Source organism: Mogibacterium kristiansenii (assembly GCF_009695905.1).
Lineage (GTDB): Bacteria > Bacillota > Clostridia > Peptostreptococcales > Anaerovoracaceae > Mogibacterium_A > Mogibacterium_A kristiansenii.
In genome coordinates this window covers 83,799-98,200 of record NZ_VUNA01000004.1, presented here as the reverse complement: position 1 = coordinate 98,200, position 14,402 = coordinate 83,799, and the positions used below count along the sequence as shown (strand labels likewise).

The window sequence follows — 14,402 nt, the reverse complement described above, 5'->3', positions numbered from 1 at the left end:
CTTGCGGGAAGCAAGGCGCCAACATGGAAGCCCGCGCGCCGGGGAAACGGTGCCGCTGTTGGCGTGGCCTGACGAAGGCGCAAGGGCTTGCGGGGAGCAAGGCGCGAACCGGGAAGGCCGCGCGCCGGGGAAACGGCGCCTCTGTTGGCGTGGCCCGACGAAGGCGCAAGGGCTTGCGGGAAGCAAGGCGCCAACAGGAAAGCCCGCGCGCCGGGATAACGGCGCCTATGTTGGCGTGACCCGACGGTGGAGCAAGGGCTTGCGGGGAGCAAGGCGCCAACAGGGAAGACCGCGCGCTCGGAATCGGGAATAGAAAAAGAGCTGCCGCCGCAGCTCTTTTCGTCTCGTTGACTTCGGTCGTTCTATTCCGCCAAAAATGCAGTTTTCAATAGGTAGCCAGTGAAAAACAGACTTTTTGTTTAAAACATTCCCAAGCTCTTGAACAGGAACAGCCACAGGAAGATGGTCACACAGGACAGCGGCGTGGCAAAAATCACCGCATTTCCCGCAAGCTCGCCGTCGGAGTCCATCGCCTCCGCCATGGTATAGGAGGAAACTGCCGGTGGCGCCGCCATCATGGCAATCAGGGAAACCAGCGCCACGTCTCGGACGCCCAGCATCGCCGCAAGCCCCAAGCCAATCGCCGGTACGATGACCAGCCGGGCCAGAACGCATATCGTAAGATTTTTTTTGCCCGCATGAACGCTGCTCTTGTTGAAGGATGCGCCCAGCAGAATCATGGCAATCGGCGTGGTGGCATCGCACATTCCGGAGATGGTTTTGTTCACCGCAGACGGCACCGAAATGTTCAGCGCCAGCGCCAGAATCGCCGCCACCGCACCCAGGATGATCGGGTTCGTCAAGATTTTTTTCAGCACGGACTTCAAATTCGCCCGGCCGCCCCGGAAGTATTCCAGCACGATGACCGCCAAGAAGTTGTACAGCGGCACCACGAACATGATCAGCGCCGCCGTCACCGACACGCAGCCCTTGCCGTAGATGTTCTCCGCCACCGGAAGCCCCATGAGGATGAAGTTGCTCCGGTACACCGCCTGAATCATGGCGCCCCGGGTTCGGTCCGGTATGTCCATGCGAACTACGATTCCCCAGGTGATTCCGCACACTGCCAGCACGAAGAGGCAGGCAAAAAGAATCAGCCGTCCGTCGAAGGCTTCCGAAATATCCGCCGAATAGAGATTTTCAAACATCAGCGCCGGAAAAAACACCGCGAATACCATCTTGTTGAATTTCCGCACATCCTTTTCCGTCAGCACGCTGTATTTTCGCACCAGCATTCCCACCACCAGGTACAGCACCAGCGGGATGACTGCATTTAAGCACACGATAAAATTATGTATCATCAATCGCTCCCATTCCTCTTTATATTCACGAGGAATATTGTACCACAAAAAGAGTTTTTGGGAAGGCGAACATTTCCGACACCTTGCCTACAGCGCCTCCAGCACCTCGTCCGCAAACTCTCGGCAGGTTCCGCCGCCCGGAAGTCCGGTCATCTTCGGTCCCAGCTTCGCATCCGCCGCATCCAAAGCTTTTTCCAGACGTTCCGCTTTTTCCACATATCCGATGTGGGCCAGCATCATCGCCGTCGCCTTCATCAGGCTGGCCGGATTGGCATAGCCTTCGATGCCCTCTTCCACCATGCGCGGAGCGCTTCCGTGAATGGCTTCAAACAGGGCGTAATCCCTTCCGATGTTGGCGCTTCCGGCGGTGCCTACGCCCCCCTGAATCTGCGCGGCTTCATCGGTGATGATGTCCCCGTACAAGTTCGGCAGCAGGAACACCTGGAATTGGTTTCGAATATCCTTGTTCACCAGGTTGGCCGCCATGATGTCCACGAACCAGTTGTCCGTCTCGATTTCCGGATATTCCTCCGCCACCTCCCGGCAAATCTGAAGGAAGTCACCGTCTGTCTTCTTCATGATATTGGCCTTCGTCACGATGGACACTCGCTTCTTTCCGTTGGCCCGGGCGAAATCGAAGGCAGCCCGAGCGATTCGCAGGGCTCCTTCCCGGGTGGTCACCTTGAAATCCACATCCAAGGAGTCGCCGATTCGAATGCCGCGGCTTCCCAACGCGTATTCCCCTTCCGTATTTTCCCGGAAGAAGGTCCAGTCGATGCCCTCCTCCGGAATGGAAACCGGGCGCACGTTGGCATACAGGTCAAAGGTTTTCCGCAGGTACACGTTGGCGCTTTCCAGATTCTTGGTATTCATGGATGCGTTCGGTGTGGTGGTGGGTCCTTTCAGCAGCACGTCGCACTGCCGCATCTCCGTCAACACTTCGTCCGGAACGGTCTGTCCCTTCTCCAGCCGGTTTTCCAGGGTAAAGCCATCGATTTCCCGAAGGCGCACCTCACCCGATGCCAGTTCCTCTGCCAGCAGTTTTTCCAGCACTGCCCGGGCTTCTTTCATGATGACCGGCCCGATGCCGTCTCCCGCCGTCAGACCGATGGTCACGCCCCGGCCTTCTTCTTTGCCGTTTCCGGCGGATTCCCGACTCTTCCGAATCCGTTCATTTCGCGCTACCTGTTCCCGCAGCAGCACTTCAAATTCCGCTACCGCTTTCTGAATATCCTTTTCAACTCCGCAGTCCACTGTCTTTCCTTCTTTCCCTTTTATCTCTGCTTACCCGTCGCTGCCGCATATTTCAGCAATCCACCGGCCAGGAGCATTTCCTTCTGCCTTTCCGCCAGCTCCATTCGCAGCGGAATTTCTTTTTCCCCGGCGTGAAGAATCACCCGGTTCTCCTTTAACCCTTCGAAGATATCCGAAAGGGTCAGCACGTCGCCTTGCCGGATCCGATCGTAGTCCGCCGGGTCCTCAAATACCAGCGGCAGAATCCCTGCATTCACCAGGTTGGCCATGTGAATTCGAGCAAAGCTCTTCACGATTACCGCCCGAATGCCCAGGTAGAGCGGCGCCAATGCCGCATGCTCCCGGGAAGATCCCTGACCGTAGTTGGATCCGCCCACGATGATTCCCTTGCCCGCCGCTTTGGCCCGCTCCGGGAAGGTTTCGTCCACTACGCCGAAGCAGAAAGTGGAAATCTTCGGAATGTTGGAACGGTACGGCAGCACTTTGGCGCCCGCCGGCATGATGTGATCCGTGGTGATGTTGTCGCCCACTTTCAGGAGGACCTCCGCCTGAATTTCATTTTCCAGCGGGTGGGTTTCCGGGAACGGCTTGATGTTCGGTCCCCGAAGCACTTCCGCATCCTTCGCCTCTTCCGGCGGCAGCGGCGGAATAAAACCACTGTCGTTAATCCGGAACTGCTCCGGTATCTCTACCTTTCCTACGGATTCCAGGGTCGTCGGATCCGTGATATATCCCGTCAGAGCGGAAGCCGCTGCAGTTTCCGGGCTCACCAGGTACACCTGTCCGTCCTTGGTTCCGGAGCGGCCCAGGAAGTTTCGGTTAAAGGTCCGCAGACTCACGCCGCCGGAATTCGGGGAGAAGCCCATTCCGATGCATGGACCGCAGGTGCATTCCAGAATCCGGGCACCGGCATCAATCATATCCGCCAAAGCGCCGCACTCCGCCAGCATGGAAAGCACCTGGCGGGACCCCGGGGAAATTCCCAGGCTGACGCCGTCGGCGATTTTCTTTCCCTTCAGCATTCTGGCTACCTTCAACATATCCGCATAGGAGGAATTGGTACAGGATCCGATGGCAATCTGATCCACCTTTATTTTCTTCAATTCGTCCACCGGCTTCACGTTGTCCGGGCTGTGAGGGCATGCCGCCAGCGGTTTCAGCTCGCTCAAATCAATGGTATACTCCGCTGCGTATACCGCATCTTCATCGCTGAACAGCGGAATCCAATCTTCTTCCCGGTTCTGGGCTTTAAGGAACTTCCGCGTCTCCTCATCCGATGGAAAAATCGAGGTGGTGGCCCCCAGCTCCGCACCCATATTGGTGATGGTGCACCGTTCCGGCACGCTGAGGGATTGAATTCCTTCCCCGCCGTACTCCACGATGGCACCCACGCCTCCTTTTACGGACAGCTGTCTCAGCACTTCCAGAATCACATCCTTGGCGCTCACATTGTCGCCCAGCCGGTTCTTCAGGTTCACCCGAATCATGCGAGGCATTGGAATGTAATACGCACCGCCGCCCATGGCAACCGCCACGTCCATTCCGCCGGCACCCATGGCCAGCATACCCAGACCGCCGCCGGTTGGTGTGTGGGAATCGGAACCGATCAGTGTCTTTCCCGGTTTTCCGATGCGTTCATACTGCAGCTGATGGCAGATGCCGTTTCCCGGACGGGAGAACCAGATGCCGTGCTTCGCCGCAACGCTCTGGATGTACCGGTGATCGTCCGCATTCTCGAAACCGGACTGTAATGTATTGTGATCGATATAAGCCACAGACCGTTCTGTGCGAACCCGATCCACGCCCATGGATTCAAACTCCAGATACGCCATGGTTCCGGTGGCATCCTGGGTCAGCGTCTGATCGATTCGAAGACCAATCTCTTCCCCGGGCTTCATTTCCCCGGAAAGCAGATGCTGCTCAATAATCTTCTCCGCAATTGTCTTACCCATTTTTACTGTTCTCCTTCTGTCCCCATATCGGAGGCGATAAATTCATCAATCTTCTTGTCCACTTCTTTTCCGCTGATGATGGACATTCTGCCGTTCGCGTACTGTTCATCGATCCAGTTCTTCACGTATTTCACTACCGGACTGTGCTTGCCGACCCGGTGTTCTCCCTCCAGTCCGTAGGATTCGTTAATCCACAGCGCCACGCCGGCCGCACCGGAATTCTGGTTCAAGGAAACCAGCGGCGGACGCTTCAGGAATTTCTTGGTGTCGAAAATATTATAGATTTCTTCGTTCTTCAACAATCCGTCTGCGTGAATGCCCGCTTTGGTCACGTTGAAATTCTCTCCCACAAAAGGAGTCTGCGGCGGTACCTTGAATCCGATCTTCTTCTCATAGTATCTCGCCAGGTCGGTGATTACCGTGGTGTCCATCCCGTCCAGGGTTCCCTTCAGCTGTGCATACTCGAATACCATGGCTTCCATCGGGACATTTCCCGTACGCTCTCCGATGCCGAACAGGGTGGTATTCACCGAAGCGCATCCGTACAGCCATGCACTGGCCGCGTTGGCTACGGCTTTGTAGAAGTCATTGTGGCCGTGCCACTCCAGCATCTCGCTGGGCACATCGCAGTAGTTCTGCATGCCGTAGACGATGCCCGGTACGCTTCGCGGAAGCGCCGTTCCCACATACGGAATTCCGTATCCCAAAGTATCGCACATGCGGAATTTCACCGGAATCTTCGCCTGCTCCGACATTTCCTGAATGGCTCTCACGAACGGCACCACGAATCCGTAGAAATCCGCCCGAGTAATATCCTCCAGGTGACACCGCGGCACCACGCCGGCCTCAAAGGCATCGTTGATTACGGAAAGGTAATGCTCCATGGCCTGCCGTCTTGTCATTCCAAGCTTCGTGAAAATGTGGTAGTCTGAGCAGCTTACCAGGATGCCGGTCTCCTTTACGCCGATATCGTGCACCAGCTTAAAGTCCTCCTTCTTCGCCCGAATCCACGTGGTGATCTCCGGGAACTTCAATCCCAGGTCCATGCACTTCTCGATGGCCTCCCGGTCCCGGTCGCTGTATACAAAAAACTCCGTCTGCCGGATAATGCCATTCGGTCCGGACAGTTTGGAAATCATTTTGTAGATATCCACAATCTGCTGCACGGTATACGGCTCCCGAGACTGCTGTCCGTCCCGGAAAGTGGTATCCGTAATCCATATATTCTCCGGCATATTGTACGGGCTCCGCCGGAAGTTGAACGAAACTTTCGGAATCTCCGTATATTCGAAGAACTCCCGCATCAAATTCGGCTCTTCCACATCCTGCAGTTGATAGCTGTACGGCTCTTCCTGCAAAAGATGGGTCCGCTCGTTCAGTTTAATTTCATTCATATCTCTTACCTCTTACGCTGTTCGGGCACCATGCGCCCCCTTCTTTTAAAATTGTATACTTGTATTCTAACCCCCTGTTTTTCTCCTGTCAATGGTTTTTTTAACAATGCTTTATGTTTATTTTTGTAAAAAAATAAATAAAAAAATAAATCCGCAGCACCGGAGGCTTCCGATTGCCGCAGATTGTATTCAATATTTACAGGAACCACTCCGGGTCCTTTCTTTTGCTATACAGCTTCTCCAGCGCCAAGCCGGAAGCCGCACACATCGGTCCGTGAAAATCCCGCGCCCCTTCCGGACATGCCCGGATGCAAGCGGTGCAGGAAATGCACTTCCGCACATCCACCTTTCGCACATCCCTCAGATTAATGGCCCCCATGGGGCAAATCTGTGCACAGGCTCCGCAATTGGTGCAGTGCTTGTTGGGCGTCGGGTGCAGCGGCAAGCGCAGAGGGGCTTTGTGAGGAATGGACCCCTTGATGTCCAGCGGTGCCGGTTTCGCCCGCAGCTCTTGAATCATGGTGCCGCAGAATCGGTGCAGCTTGCGGGAGGTAAGCTCACAGAATTCCTTTACCTTCTGAAGATCTCGGACGTCCGGACGGCACGCCGCTATTTTTTTGAAAATTACGTGCTGGGAGACGAATGCTCCGGCGCTGAGCACGGAAAATCCCTGGTCCTCCATAAAGGTATATAACTCGTACAGCGCATCTCCGTAGGAGCTGTTGCCGTAATCCACCAAGCAGACGGTCATGGTATTCTTGCCGTGCATTTTCTGAATCATCTTAACACAAGGCAGGGGCACCCGTCCGGTAAACGCCGGAATCCCAATCACCACAATTGTTTCCTCATCAAAAGTACAGTCCTCCATCAGAGGATTGCGCAGCAAATCGATATATGATACAGAGAGGTTCTCAATGCAGGCGTCGTCCATGCGCGTCGCGATTTCCTCTGCTACTCTTTTGGTCAGCCTCGCGGTGTCGCCGGAGGGGCTGAAATACAATCCCACAAGTTTGTTAATCATGGATTCTCCCTATAAAAAATCAATACTCTACATTTCTATACACTAGAATTTTACCACATCCCGCGTTTTGTAAATGGTCGCATTGTGAAGAAATGATGTGACGAACAGAAATAGTTTTCCACAGAAATGTGTCGGTCGCCTCCGCACTTTTCGTCCCTTTTTTTACAGAAATTTTTCTGCAAAAATACAATTTCGGGATATTACATTTTCCGAATAATGCTATACTGAACGCATATAAGGAGGTAAAAAACATGGCGGATATTACAAGAACACTCGGCCTGCAGAAGCGGATTGCGCTGATCGCTCACGACCACAAGAAGCAAGCATTGATTCGGTGGTGTCAGAAGAATCGGGACATTCTGGGACAGCATTTCCTCTGCGGAACCGGAACCACCGCGCGGCTGATTTCCGAGAACACGGGACTTCCGGTAGAAGCGCTGAAGAGCGGTCCTCTGGGCGGCGACCAGGAGGTGGGAGCCCGCATTGCGGAAGGGAAAATCGACATGGTGATTTTCTTCAGCGACCCGCTGGAAGCCCAGCCTCACGATCCGGATATCAAGGCGCTGCTTCGAATTGCCAATGTGTACGATGTGCCGTTTGCCAACAACCGATCCACAGCGGATTTTATGATTCACAGCGATTTCTTCAACCGAGAATACACCTGCATCAGCGAGGATTACACCGATATGAATCAGCGCAGGGTTCAGGACATCCAGGAAGAAATCGACAGTTCCGGGGAATAGGATGAACCGGCGAATTTAAAACCATCAAAACCGAGGAAATATTGACTGTCGGCAAGACCCGACAAAAGCGGAACGGACCCGGAGGCTCCGGGTGTTTTCACGCTTTTTGTTATTTTTTGGTGCGGCCGGCGCGGACTTTGCGCGGCGGCGTCCGGCCGGTGCGGACTTGGTGAACGAATCCCCGCAAAACCCTGTTTCTCCGTTTCCCTTGCACCAAGTCCAGGAGTCTTTTCGGCGAACGGCCGGCGCGGACTTGGTGCACGATTCCCCGCAAAGCCCTATTCCTCCGTTTCCTTTGCACCAAGTCCGGGTGCCTTTTCGGCGAACGGCCGGTGCGGACTTGGTGCACGATTCCCCGCAAAGCCCTATTCCTCCGTTTCCTTTGCACCAAGTCCGGATGCCTTTTCGGCGAACGGCCGGCGCAGGCTTGGTGCACGATTCCCCGCAAAACCCTGTTCCTTCGTTTCCCTTGCACCAAGTCCGGGTGCCTTTTCGGCGAACGGCCGGCGCAGGCTTGGTGCACGATTCCCCGCAAAACCCTGTTCCTTCGTTTCCTTTGCACCAAGTTCGAGAGACTTTTCGGAGACCGGCCGATTTCATCCCATAAAAACACCCTCCCGCAAAAGGAGGGTGTTTTGAACTCGTTTGGCGAGTCAATCCGGCTGCGCCGGGCTTCCGGTTTCAGTCCGAGGCCGAACTCGGTTCACTTTCTCATGCTACTCGCTTCCCCGGCCGCTGCCTCGTCCGGCAACCAGGCGGAGCACATCGGTTTCCTTCATCAGCTCCGACACGATAATGCCCAGCATTTCGTCCAGCTTTTCCACGTCTTCCTCCGGAAAGCGTTTCCGAATCCGCTGGCAGACCATGTTCATGTAGTTGAAGATATCTCCGTAATCCTCTTCGTATTTCGGCGTAATCCGGAGATGGAACTCCCGCTTATCCGTGTCGCTCTGAACCTTCTCGATATAGCCTTTTTTCACCAGTTGGTTCACCCGGTACGCCGCATTGGGCGCGGACAGGGTGGCCATGGCGGCGAATTCGTTCACCGTCGGTTCGTTCATGCAGTTGATGATTTCCATGGAAATCACTTCCTGTGTGGTGAGGGAATCCTTTCCCCCGTCCCGGTCCTCTTTAAAAATCCGGGCGTATAATGATAATTTGAATCGGTTATAGACCCTTTGAAAATTTCGTTCCAGCATTTTGTTTCACCTCATCCGTGATTATATCAGAAAAAACGGATTCAGTATAGCTTACACCTCGCCGATTGCGAAAGAAATCTCACCGGTAACGGCCGTCTCGCCGTCCACCGTGGCCTCCACTTCCCCAAAACCAACGCTGCCTCTCATGCGGGTCAGGTAGCACCGTAGATTCAGTACGTCTCCGGGAACCACCTGTCTCCGGAAGCGGCAGTTCTTTACGCCGCCGAAAAAGGCCAGTTTCCCTTCGTTTTCCGGAAGGGACAAAATTGCCACCGCACCGGTCTGCGCCAGCGCTTCCAGGATCAGCACCCCCGGCATCACGGCCTTTTCCGGGAAATGTCCCTGAAAGAAAGGTTCGTTGCCGCTGACGCATTTTACCGCCTCCGCCGATTCGCCGGGCACCAGATCGGTTACCCGGTCAATCAACAAGAACGGGCTGCGATGGGGAAGTATCTCTCTAATCTGTTCAAAATTCAGTTCCATTTTTTCTCCATTTATCCTTTGATTCTATGATTACACTCTCCGGAACAGCAGGGTGGCGTTGTGTCCGCCGAAGCCCAGAGAATTGGACAGCGCGTACTGCGTCTCCACCGCTTTCCCCTCGTTCGGACAGATGTCCAGGTCGCAATTTTCATCCGGCACCTGATAGCCTGCCGTTGGCGGTGCAAACTGATTCCGCAGCATGCTGGCGGTAATCACCGCTTCCACGCCGCCGCTGCCGCCCAGCAGATGGCCAGTCATGGACTTGGTGGAGGACATCACCACGTTGGATGCGGACTCTCCGAAGGCCAGCTTTACCGCAGCGGTTTCGCATCGGTCGTTCAGCGGCGTTCCGGTTCCGTGGGCGTTGATGTATCCCACTTCCTCCGGGCGCACATTTCCGTCTTCCATCGCCATCGTCATGCAGGCAGCCGCACCGCTTCCGTCTTCCAGCGGAGCGGTCATGTGGTGAGCATCACAGGTGGCGCCGTATCCCGCGATTTCTCCCAGGATTTCCGCCCCTCTTGCCACTGCATGCTCGTACTCTTCCAGAATCAGCACGCCGGCACCTTCGCCCAAGACAAAGCCGCCTCTTTCCCGGTCAAAAGGAATGGACGCCCGCAGCGGGTCCTCCGCCGTGGTCAGTGCCTTCATAGAGCTGAAACCGCCCAGCCCCAGGTCGCTGATGCAGGCTTCCGAACCGCCGGCGGCCATAACATCAAAGTATCCGTCCCGGATGGCATGGAAGGCCTCGCCAATGGAGTTGGTGCCCGATGCGCAAGCCGTCACGCAGCAGGTGCAGCTTCCCTTGAATCCCAAGCGGATGGCAACGGAACCCGCCGCCATGTTCACGATGGCCATCGGCACGAACAGCGGAGAGATTCGGTCGAAGCCCCGCTTCTGTCCTTTCCGGTATTCTTGCTCAATGGTCTGCAGGGAACCGATTCCGCTTCCGATATTTACACCGAAGCGAAGGGCATTCTCCTGCGCCATGTCCAGACCGCTCTGCTCAAAAGCCTCCAGCGCCGCCTTGATGGCGAACTGGGTAAAACGAGCACTCCGTCTGGCTTCCATTTTGTCCATGATTTCCGTCGGATCGAAGCCCTTGACCTCGCCGGCTACTTTTACCTGCCGCTCTTCGGTGTCCAGCGTCTCAATCGGGGCGATTCCCACCACGCCGTTCCGAACGTTCGTCCAGGTCTCCTTTGCGGAAAGTCCCACCGGTGTAATGGCACCCATTCCGGTAATCACAACTCTTCTTTTCATCCTGTTCTCTCCTTATCTCTGCCTCTACATCGCCATTCCGCCGTCTACCCGCAGGACCTCGCCCGTAATGTATCCGGCCTGTTCGCTCGCCAGGAAAGCCACTGCTTCCGCCACGTCTTCCGGCTTTCCGGTGCGCCCCATTGGTATTCCGGTGACGATTTTATCCTTGGCGCCTTCCGGCATCGCCTCCGTCATATCCGTATCGATAAAACCCGGTGCCACGGCGTTCACCGTGATTCCCCGGCTGGCCACTTCCCGAGCGTAGGATTTCGTCATGCCCAGGATTCCAGCTTTGGCCGCCGCATAATTCGTCTGTCCCATATTGCCCATCAGCCCCGTTACGGAGGACAGGTTCACGATTCGGCCGTACCGCTGCTTCATCATGATGCGGTTCACGGCCTTCATCATATTCCACGGACCCACCAGATTCACATCCAGCACCGCCCGAAAATCCTCTTCCGTCATGCGTGCCAACAGCCCGTCTCGGGTGATTCCCGCATTGTTCACCAGCACGTCCACCCGGCCGAACGCTTCTTTGGCCTGCGCCGCCAGCTTCTCACAATCCTCTGCGCGGGACACATCGCCCTGCACCAGGAGTACCTCCGCTCCCAGCTTTCGGCAGAGCCGCTCCGTCTCTTCCGCCGCTGCGCTGTTCCCTCGGTAGTTGATCACCAGGTTCATTCCATCCTTCGCCAGGCGCACCGCCACGGCTCTTCCAATGCCCCGGCTGCCTCCGGTGACTATCGCTGTCTGCTTCATAATCTCTCCTTTATCGGCACTTCCGCCGCATCACTACGCCTCTTCCTTCAGCAGCGCCCGCACCTTCTCCACATCCTCGCAGGAGCTGATGCTGATGCACTCCGCCTTCCGGTCAATTTTCCGAACGAATCCCGCCAGGGTGCTGCCCGGCCCAATCTCAACGATTCGTTCCACTCCGGTCGCCAGCATATTTCGAATGATGGCTTCCATCTTCACGCCGTTGGACACCTGGTTCACCAAAAGTTCCGGGATCGCGTCCCCTTCCGATTTCTCATCCCCGATAAAGTTGTACATCAGGGTAAAAACAGGTTCGTTCCAGTCCACGTGTCCGAATCGCTCCCGGAGAGCGTCCCCCGCCGGCTTCATATAAGAAGTGTGGAAAGGACCGCTTACGTTCAGTTTCATGCAGCGCCGAGCGCCCATTTCCTGCGCCAGTTCCGCCGCCCGCTGCACCGCTCCGGCTTCACCGGAAACGATAATCTGACCCGGGCAGTTCAGGTTGGTAATCTCCGCCACGCCGGAAACCCCTTCGGATTCCCCGGCTCGGAGACAGCATTCTTTTACCCGATCTGCATCCAGCCCCATGATGGCCACCATTTCCGGCCGGATACCGGCAGCGGCTTTCTTCATCTCTTCGGCCCGAAAACGAACCAGCTCCACCCCGTCCTTCGGGGTCAGCACCTGTGCCGCCGTCAGCGCAGTGTATTCTCCCAGGCTCAGTCCGGCGCCCAGATCCGGTGTCCAGCCGTCCTTGTGAAGAATCTCATAGACGCCTGCACCGAATGCCAAGAGAATCGGCTGAGTGTAGGCCGTGTCGCTGAGCTGCTCCTCCGGTCCGTTCCACGCAATCTGCTGCTCCTCCGGAGTCAGCAGGTCGAACACCCGGCGAAACTCTTCGTAATTGTCATAAAGGTCTTTTCCCATTCCCACGGTCTGGCTGCCCTGACCGGCGAACAAAACTGCTGTTTTCATGCTTTACTCCTTTGCAGGAATCCGCCCCTATTCCGGGCAGATGCCCTGCTTCAATTCATCCATTAGTTCTTTTACCGTCGTCATCCCATGGATTCGGCCCACGTTGGCCCCGGAGAAGAAAAGCCCTTCCTCCCAATTGCCATGGAATGCCTGAATCAGCGCCTGACTGATGCAGTACTTGGTGCTGCTCGGGTCGCAGCTCTGAATGCAGTTCCGGCACCGCTTCGGCGCGATGCGGCCTTCCCGGTCCACCCGCTGCAGCAGCGGGGAATCCACCGCTCTTCCCGGAAGTCCTACCGGACTCTGGATGATACGGAGGTCCTTCTCCTGCGCATCCAGAATCACTTTTTTGAATTCCGGGGAGGCATCGCATTCTTCCGTAGCGATGAACCGGGTGGCAATCTGCACGCCCTCCGCTCCGGCGGCGGTCATTCGGCGAATGTCTTTGGCATCGAAAACGCTGCCGGCGGCGAACACCGGAATTTCCGGATCCAACGCTGCCACGTCCTTCACGATGTCTTCCAGCGACTGTGTCTCGTGAGCCAGCAGATCGTCCTCGGAGAATCCTAAGTGACCGCCGGCATCGGAACCTTCCACCACGATAAAATCCGGTTTCCGGCCGTGTCTCTTCCACGCCCGGCCGATCAAGCGCGCCGCCCGGCCGCTGGATACCACCGGCGCCAGCATCACATCCCGGTCTCCCGCAATTTCCGGAAGCTCCAGGGGCAGCCCCGCGCCGGAGATAACCGCATCCACGCCAGCCTCGATGGCCGCGTTCACCAGCTCTTTGTATTCCGTGGTAACCACCATGGCGTTGATGGCGATGGCACCCTTTCCTTCCGAGATTTCCCGGGCTTTTCGAATTTCCTCTTTCAAAGCGCGAATGCCCGCTTCCACCGGATGGGTCCAGGCGTCTTCTTCCCGAAAACCGATGACCGCCGTGGAGATGACCCCCATGCCACCTTCCCGGGCAACGGCTCCCGCCAAGGAGCCCATGGAGATTCCAACACCCATGCCTCCTTGAATGATCGGCACCTGCCATTTTTTGTACATATTCATTCCTCGATTCTATCCATCTGCAATCTCTACAGGCTCTCGTATTCCTTCATCATCTCTTCCAGAATCACGCGCAGGGGACGGATTTCCTTGATGTAGGAAGCGTCCTGTCCCGCCATCAGCGATCCCCGGTCCACGTCACCCTCGTGTACCGCTCTCCGAAGGGCACCCAATGTGAACTTCTCCAGCTCCATCTTCTCGGCACCGCTCTGCTCCAGCTCCAAATAGTCTCGGGTCATGCCGTTTTTCAGTACCCGCACCGGAACACCTACGCTTCGGCCGGTCACCACGGTGGCGCGGTCCTTTGCCTTAATCAGAGCATTTTTGTAGTTCGCATGGATTGGACACTCTTCGCTTCCCAGAAGCACCGTACCAATCTGAACGCCCACTGCACCCAGGATTTCCGCCGCCTTCATCTGTCTTCCGGAAGCGATTCCGCCGGCACCGATCACCGGTACGGAAACCGCATCCGCCACCTGAGGCAGCAGCACCATGGTGGTGAGCTCTCCGATATGGCCGCCGCTTTCCGTTCCTTCCGCGATGATGGCATCCACGCCTTCCCGCTCCAATCTCTTTGCCAGGGCTACGGAGGAAACCACCGGAATCACCTTGATGCCCTGTTCCTTCCACATCTTCACATATTTGCCCGGATTTCCCGCCCCGGTGGTGACAACGGACGGCTTCTCTTCCGCAATGATCTGCGCCATCTCTTCCACGTCCGGATTCATCATCATGAGGTTCACGCCGAAGGGCTTGTCCGTCAGGGATTTCGCGGTTTCGATTTCCTTTCGCATCATCTCGCCGTTCATGGCGCCGGTGCCGATGATTCCCAGCGCACCCGCATTGGATACCGCCGCCGCGAACGCACCGGTTGCCACCTGAGCCATACCGCCCTGCATAATCGGGAATTGCGTTCCCAAAATCTGATTCAGTTTCATATTCTCT

13 protein-coding genes are annotated in these 14,402 nt (G+C 56.2%); 1 reads left to right on the top strand and 12 read right to left on the bottom strand.

What is annotated here, in order from left to right; all coding sequences use genetic code 11:
- Positions 1-419: 419 nt before the first annotated feature.
- The 5 genes from FYJ65_RS03120 to FYJ65_RS03100 form a co-directional block, all read right to left on the bottom strand.
- On the bottom strand, positions 420-1,361 hold the full coding sequence (locus FYJ65_RS03120; protein WP_154553895.1) for an AEC family transporter: 942 nt from the start codon (positions 1,359-1,361) through the stop codon (positions 420-422).
- An 87-nt stretch (positions 1,362-1,448) separates the two neighbouring features.
- Positions 1,449-2,615, bottom strand: coding sequence for an isocitrate/isopropylmalate family dehydrogenase (locus FYJ65_RS03115; RefSeq protein ID WP_328603034.1), 1,167 nt, complete (start codon positions 2,613-2,615; stop codon positions 1,449-1,451).
- 20 nt (positions 2,616-2,635) lie between these two features.
- A complete protein-coding gene (locus FYJ65_RS03110; RefSeq protein WP_154553894.1) occupies positions 2,636-4,567 on the bottom strand; it encodes an aconitate hydratase in 1,932 nt (643 codons plus the stop codon).
- Positions 4,568-4,569: 2 nt separating this feature from the next.
- Entirely contained in the window at positions 4,570-5,961 is a 1,392-nt protein-coding gene (locus FYJ65_RS03105; RefSeq protein ID WP_154553893.1) for a beta/alpha barrel domain-containing protein, read from the bottom strand.
- Between the two features lie 196 nt (positions 5,962-6,157).
- Entirely contained in the window at positions 6,158-6,982 is an 825-nt protein-coding gene (locus tag FYJ65_RS03100) for a 4Fe-4S binding protein (protein WP_154553892.1), read from the bottom strand.
- Positions 6,983-7,233: 251 nt separating this feature from the next.
- Here FYJ65_RS03100 and FYJ65_RS03095 point away from each other — a divergent pair, with 251 nt between their 5' ends.
- Positions 7,234-7,725: a methylglyoxal synthase gene (locus FYJ65_RS03095; RefSeq protein ID WP_154553891.1), complete on the top strand. Its 492-nt coding sequence runs from the start codon at positions 7,234-7,236 to the stop codon at positions 7,723-7,725.
- A gap of 716 nt (positions 7,726-8,441) precedes the next feature.
- Here the strand turns inward: FYJ65_RS03095 and FYJ65_RS03090 are convergent.
- The 7 genes from FYJ65_RS03090 to FYJ65_RS03060 are packed head-to-tail and all read right to left on the bottom strand — an operon-like array spanning position 8,442 to position 14,395.
- Positions 8,442-8,924: a MarR family winged helix-turn-helix transcriptional regulator gene (locus tag FYJ65_RS03090; protein ID WP_154553890.1), complete on the bottom strand. Its 483-nt coding sequence runs from the start codon at positions 8,922-8,924 to the stop codon at positions 8,442-8,444.
- A 51-nt stretch (positions 8,925-8,975) separates the two neighbouring features.
- Entirely contained in the window at positions 8,976-9,407 is a 432-nt protein-coding gene (fabZ, locus tag FYJ65_RS03085; RefSeq protein ID WP_154553889.1) for a 3-hydroxyacyl-ACP dehydratase FabZ, read from the bottom strand.
- Between the two features lie 30 nt (positions 9,408-9,437).
- A complete protein-coding gene (fabF, locus tag FYJ65_RS03080; RefSeq protein WP_154553888.1) occupies positions 9,438-10,670 on the bottom strand; it encodes a beta-ketoacyl-ACP synthase II in 1,233 nt (410 codons plus the stop codon).
- A 24-nt stretch (positions 10,671-10,694) separates the two neighbouring features.
- Positions 10,695-11,429, bottom strand: coding sequence for a 3-oxoacyl-[acyl-carrier-protein] reductase (gene fabG / locus FYJ65_RS03075; protein ID WP_154553887.1), 735 nt, complete (start codon positions 11,427-11,429; stop codon positions 10,695-10,697).
- 33 nt (positions 11,430-11,462) lie between these two features.
- Positions 11,463-12,401, bottom strand: a complete 939-nt coding sequence (locus tag FYJ65_RS03070; protein ID WP_154553886.1) for an ACP S-malonyltransferase — start codon at positions 12,399-12,401, stop codon at positions 11,463-11,465.
- A 27-nt stretch (positions 12,402-12,428) separates the two neighbouring features.
- Entirely contained in the window at positions 12,429-13,460 is a 1,032-nt protein-coding gene (locus FYJ65_RS03065) for an NAD(P)H-dependent flavin oxidoreductase (protein ID WP_154553885.1), read from the bottom strand.
- A 26-nt stretch (positions 13,461-13,486) separates the two neighbouring features.
- On the bottom strand, positions 13,487-14,395 hold the full coding sequence (locus FYJ65_RS03060) for a nitronate monooxygenase (RefSeq protein ID WP_154553884.1): 909 nt from the start codon (positions 14,393-14,395) through the stop codon (positions 13,487-13,489).
- Positions 14,396-14,402: the final 7 nt, after the last annotated feature.

Excerpts from the sequence above, each read along its gene's own strand:
- FYJ65_RS03065 (WP_154553885.1), bottom strand. The coding sequence starts at position 13,460 with ATGAATATGTACAAAAAATGGCAGGTGCCGATCATTCAAGGAGGCATG.
- fabF (WP_154553888.1), bottom strand. The coding sequence starts at position 10,670 with ATGAAAAGAAGAGTTGTGATTACCGGAATGGGTGCCATTACACCGGTG.
- FYJ65_RS03105 (WP_154553893.1), bottom strand. The coding sequence starts at position 5,961 with ATGAATGAAATTAAACTGAACGAGCGGACCCATCTTTTGCAGGAAGAG.
- FYJ65_RS03120 (WP_154553895.1), bottom strand. The coding sequence starts at position 1,361 with ATGATACATAATTTTATCGTGTGCTTAAATGCAGTCATCCCGCTGGTG.
- fabZ (WP_154553889.1), bottom strand. The coding sequence starts at position 9,407 with ATGGAACTGAATTTTGAACAGATTAGAGAGATACTTCCCCATCGCAGC.
- fabG (WP_154553887.1), bottom strand. The coding sequence starts at position 11,429 with ATGAAGCAGACAGCGATAGTCACCGGAGGCAGCCGGGGCATTGGAAGA.
- FYJ65_RS03095 (WP_154553891.1), top strand. The coding sequence starts at position 7,234 with ATGGCGGATATTACAAGAACACTCGGCCTGCAGAAGCGGATTGCGCTG.
- FYJ65_RS03100 (WP_154553892.1), bottom strand. The coding sequence starts at position 6,982 with ATGATTAACAAACTTGTGGGATTGTATTTCAGCCCCTCCGGCGACACC.
- FYJ65_RS03070 (WP_154553886.1), bottom strand. The coding sequence starts at position 12,401 with ATGAAAACAGCAGTTTTGTTCGCCGGTCAGGGCAGCCAGACCGTGGGA.
- FYJ65_RS03090 (WP_154553890.1), bottom strand. The coding sequence starts at position 8,924 with ATGCTGGAACGAAATTTTCAAAGGGTCTATAACCGATTCAAATTATCA.
- FYJ65_RS03060 (WP_154553884.1), bottom strand. The coding sequence starts at position 14,395 with ATGAAACTGAATCAGATTTTGGGAACGCAATTCCCGATTATGCAGGGC.
- FYJ65_RS03110 (WP_154553894.1), bottom strand. The coding sequence starts at position 4,567 with ATGGGTAAGACAATTGCGGAGAAGATTATTGAGCAGCATCTGCTTTCC.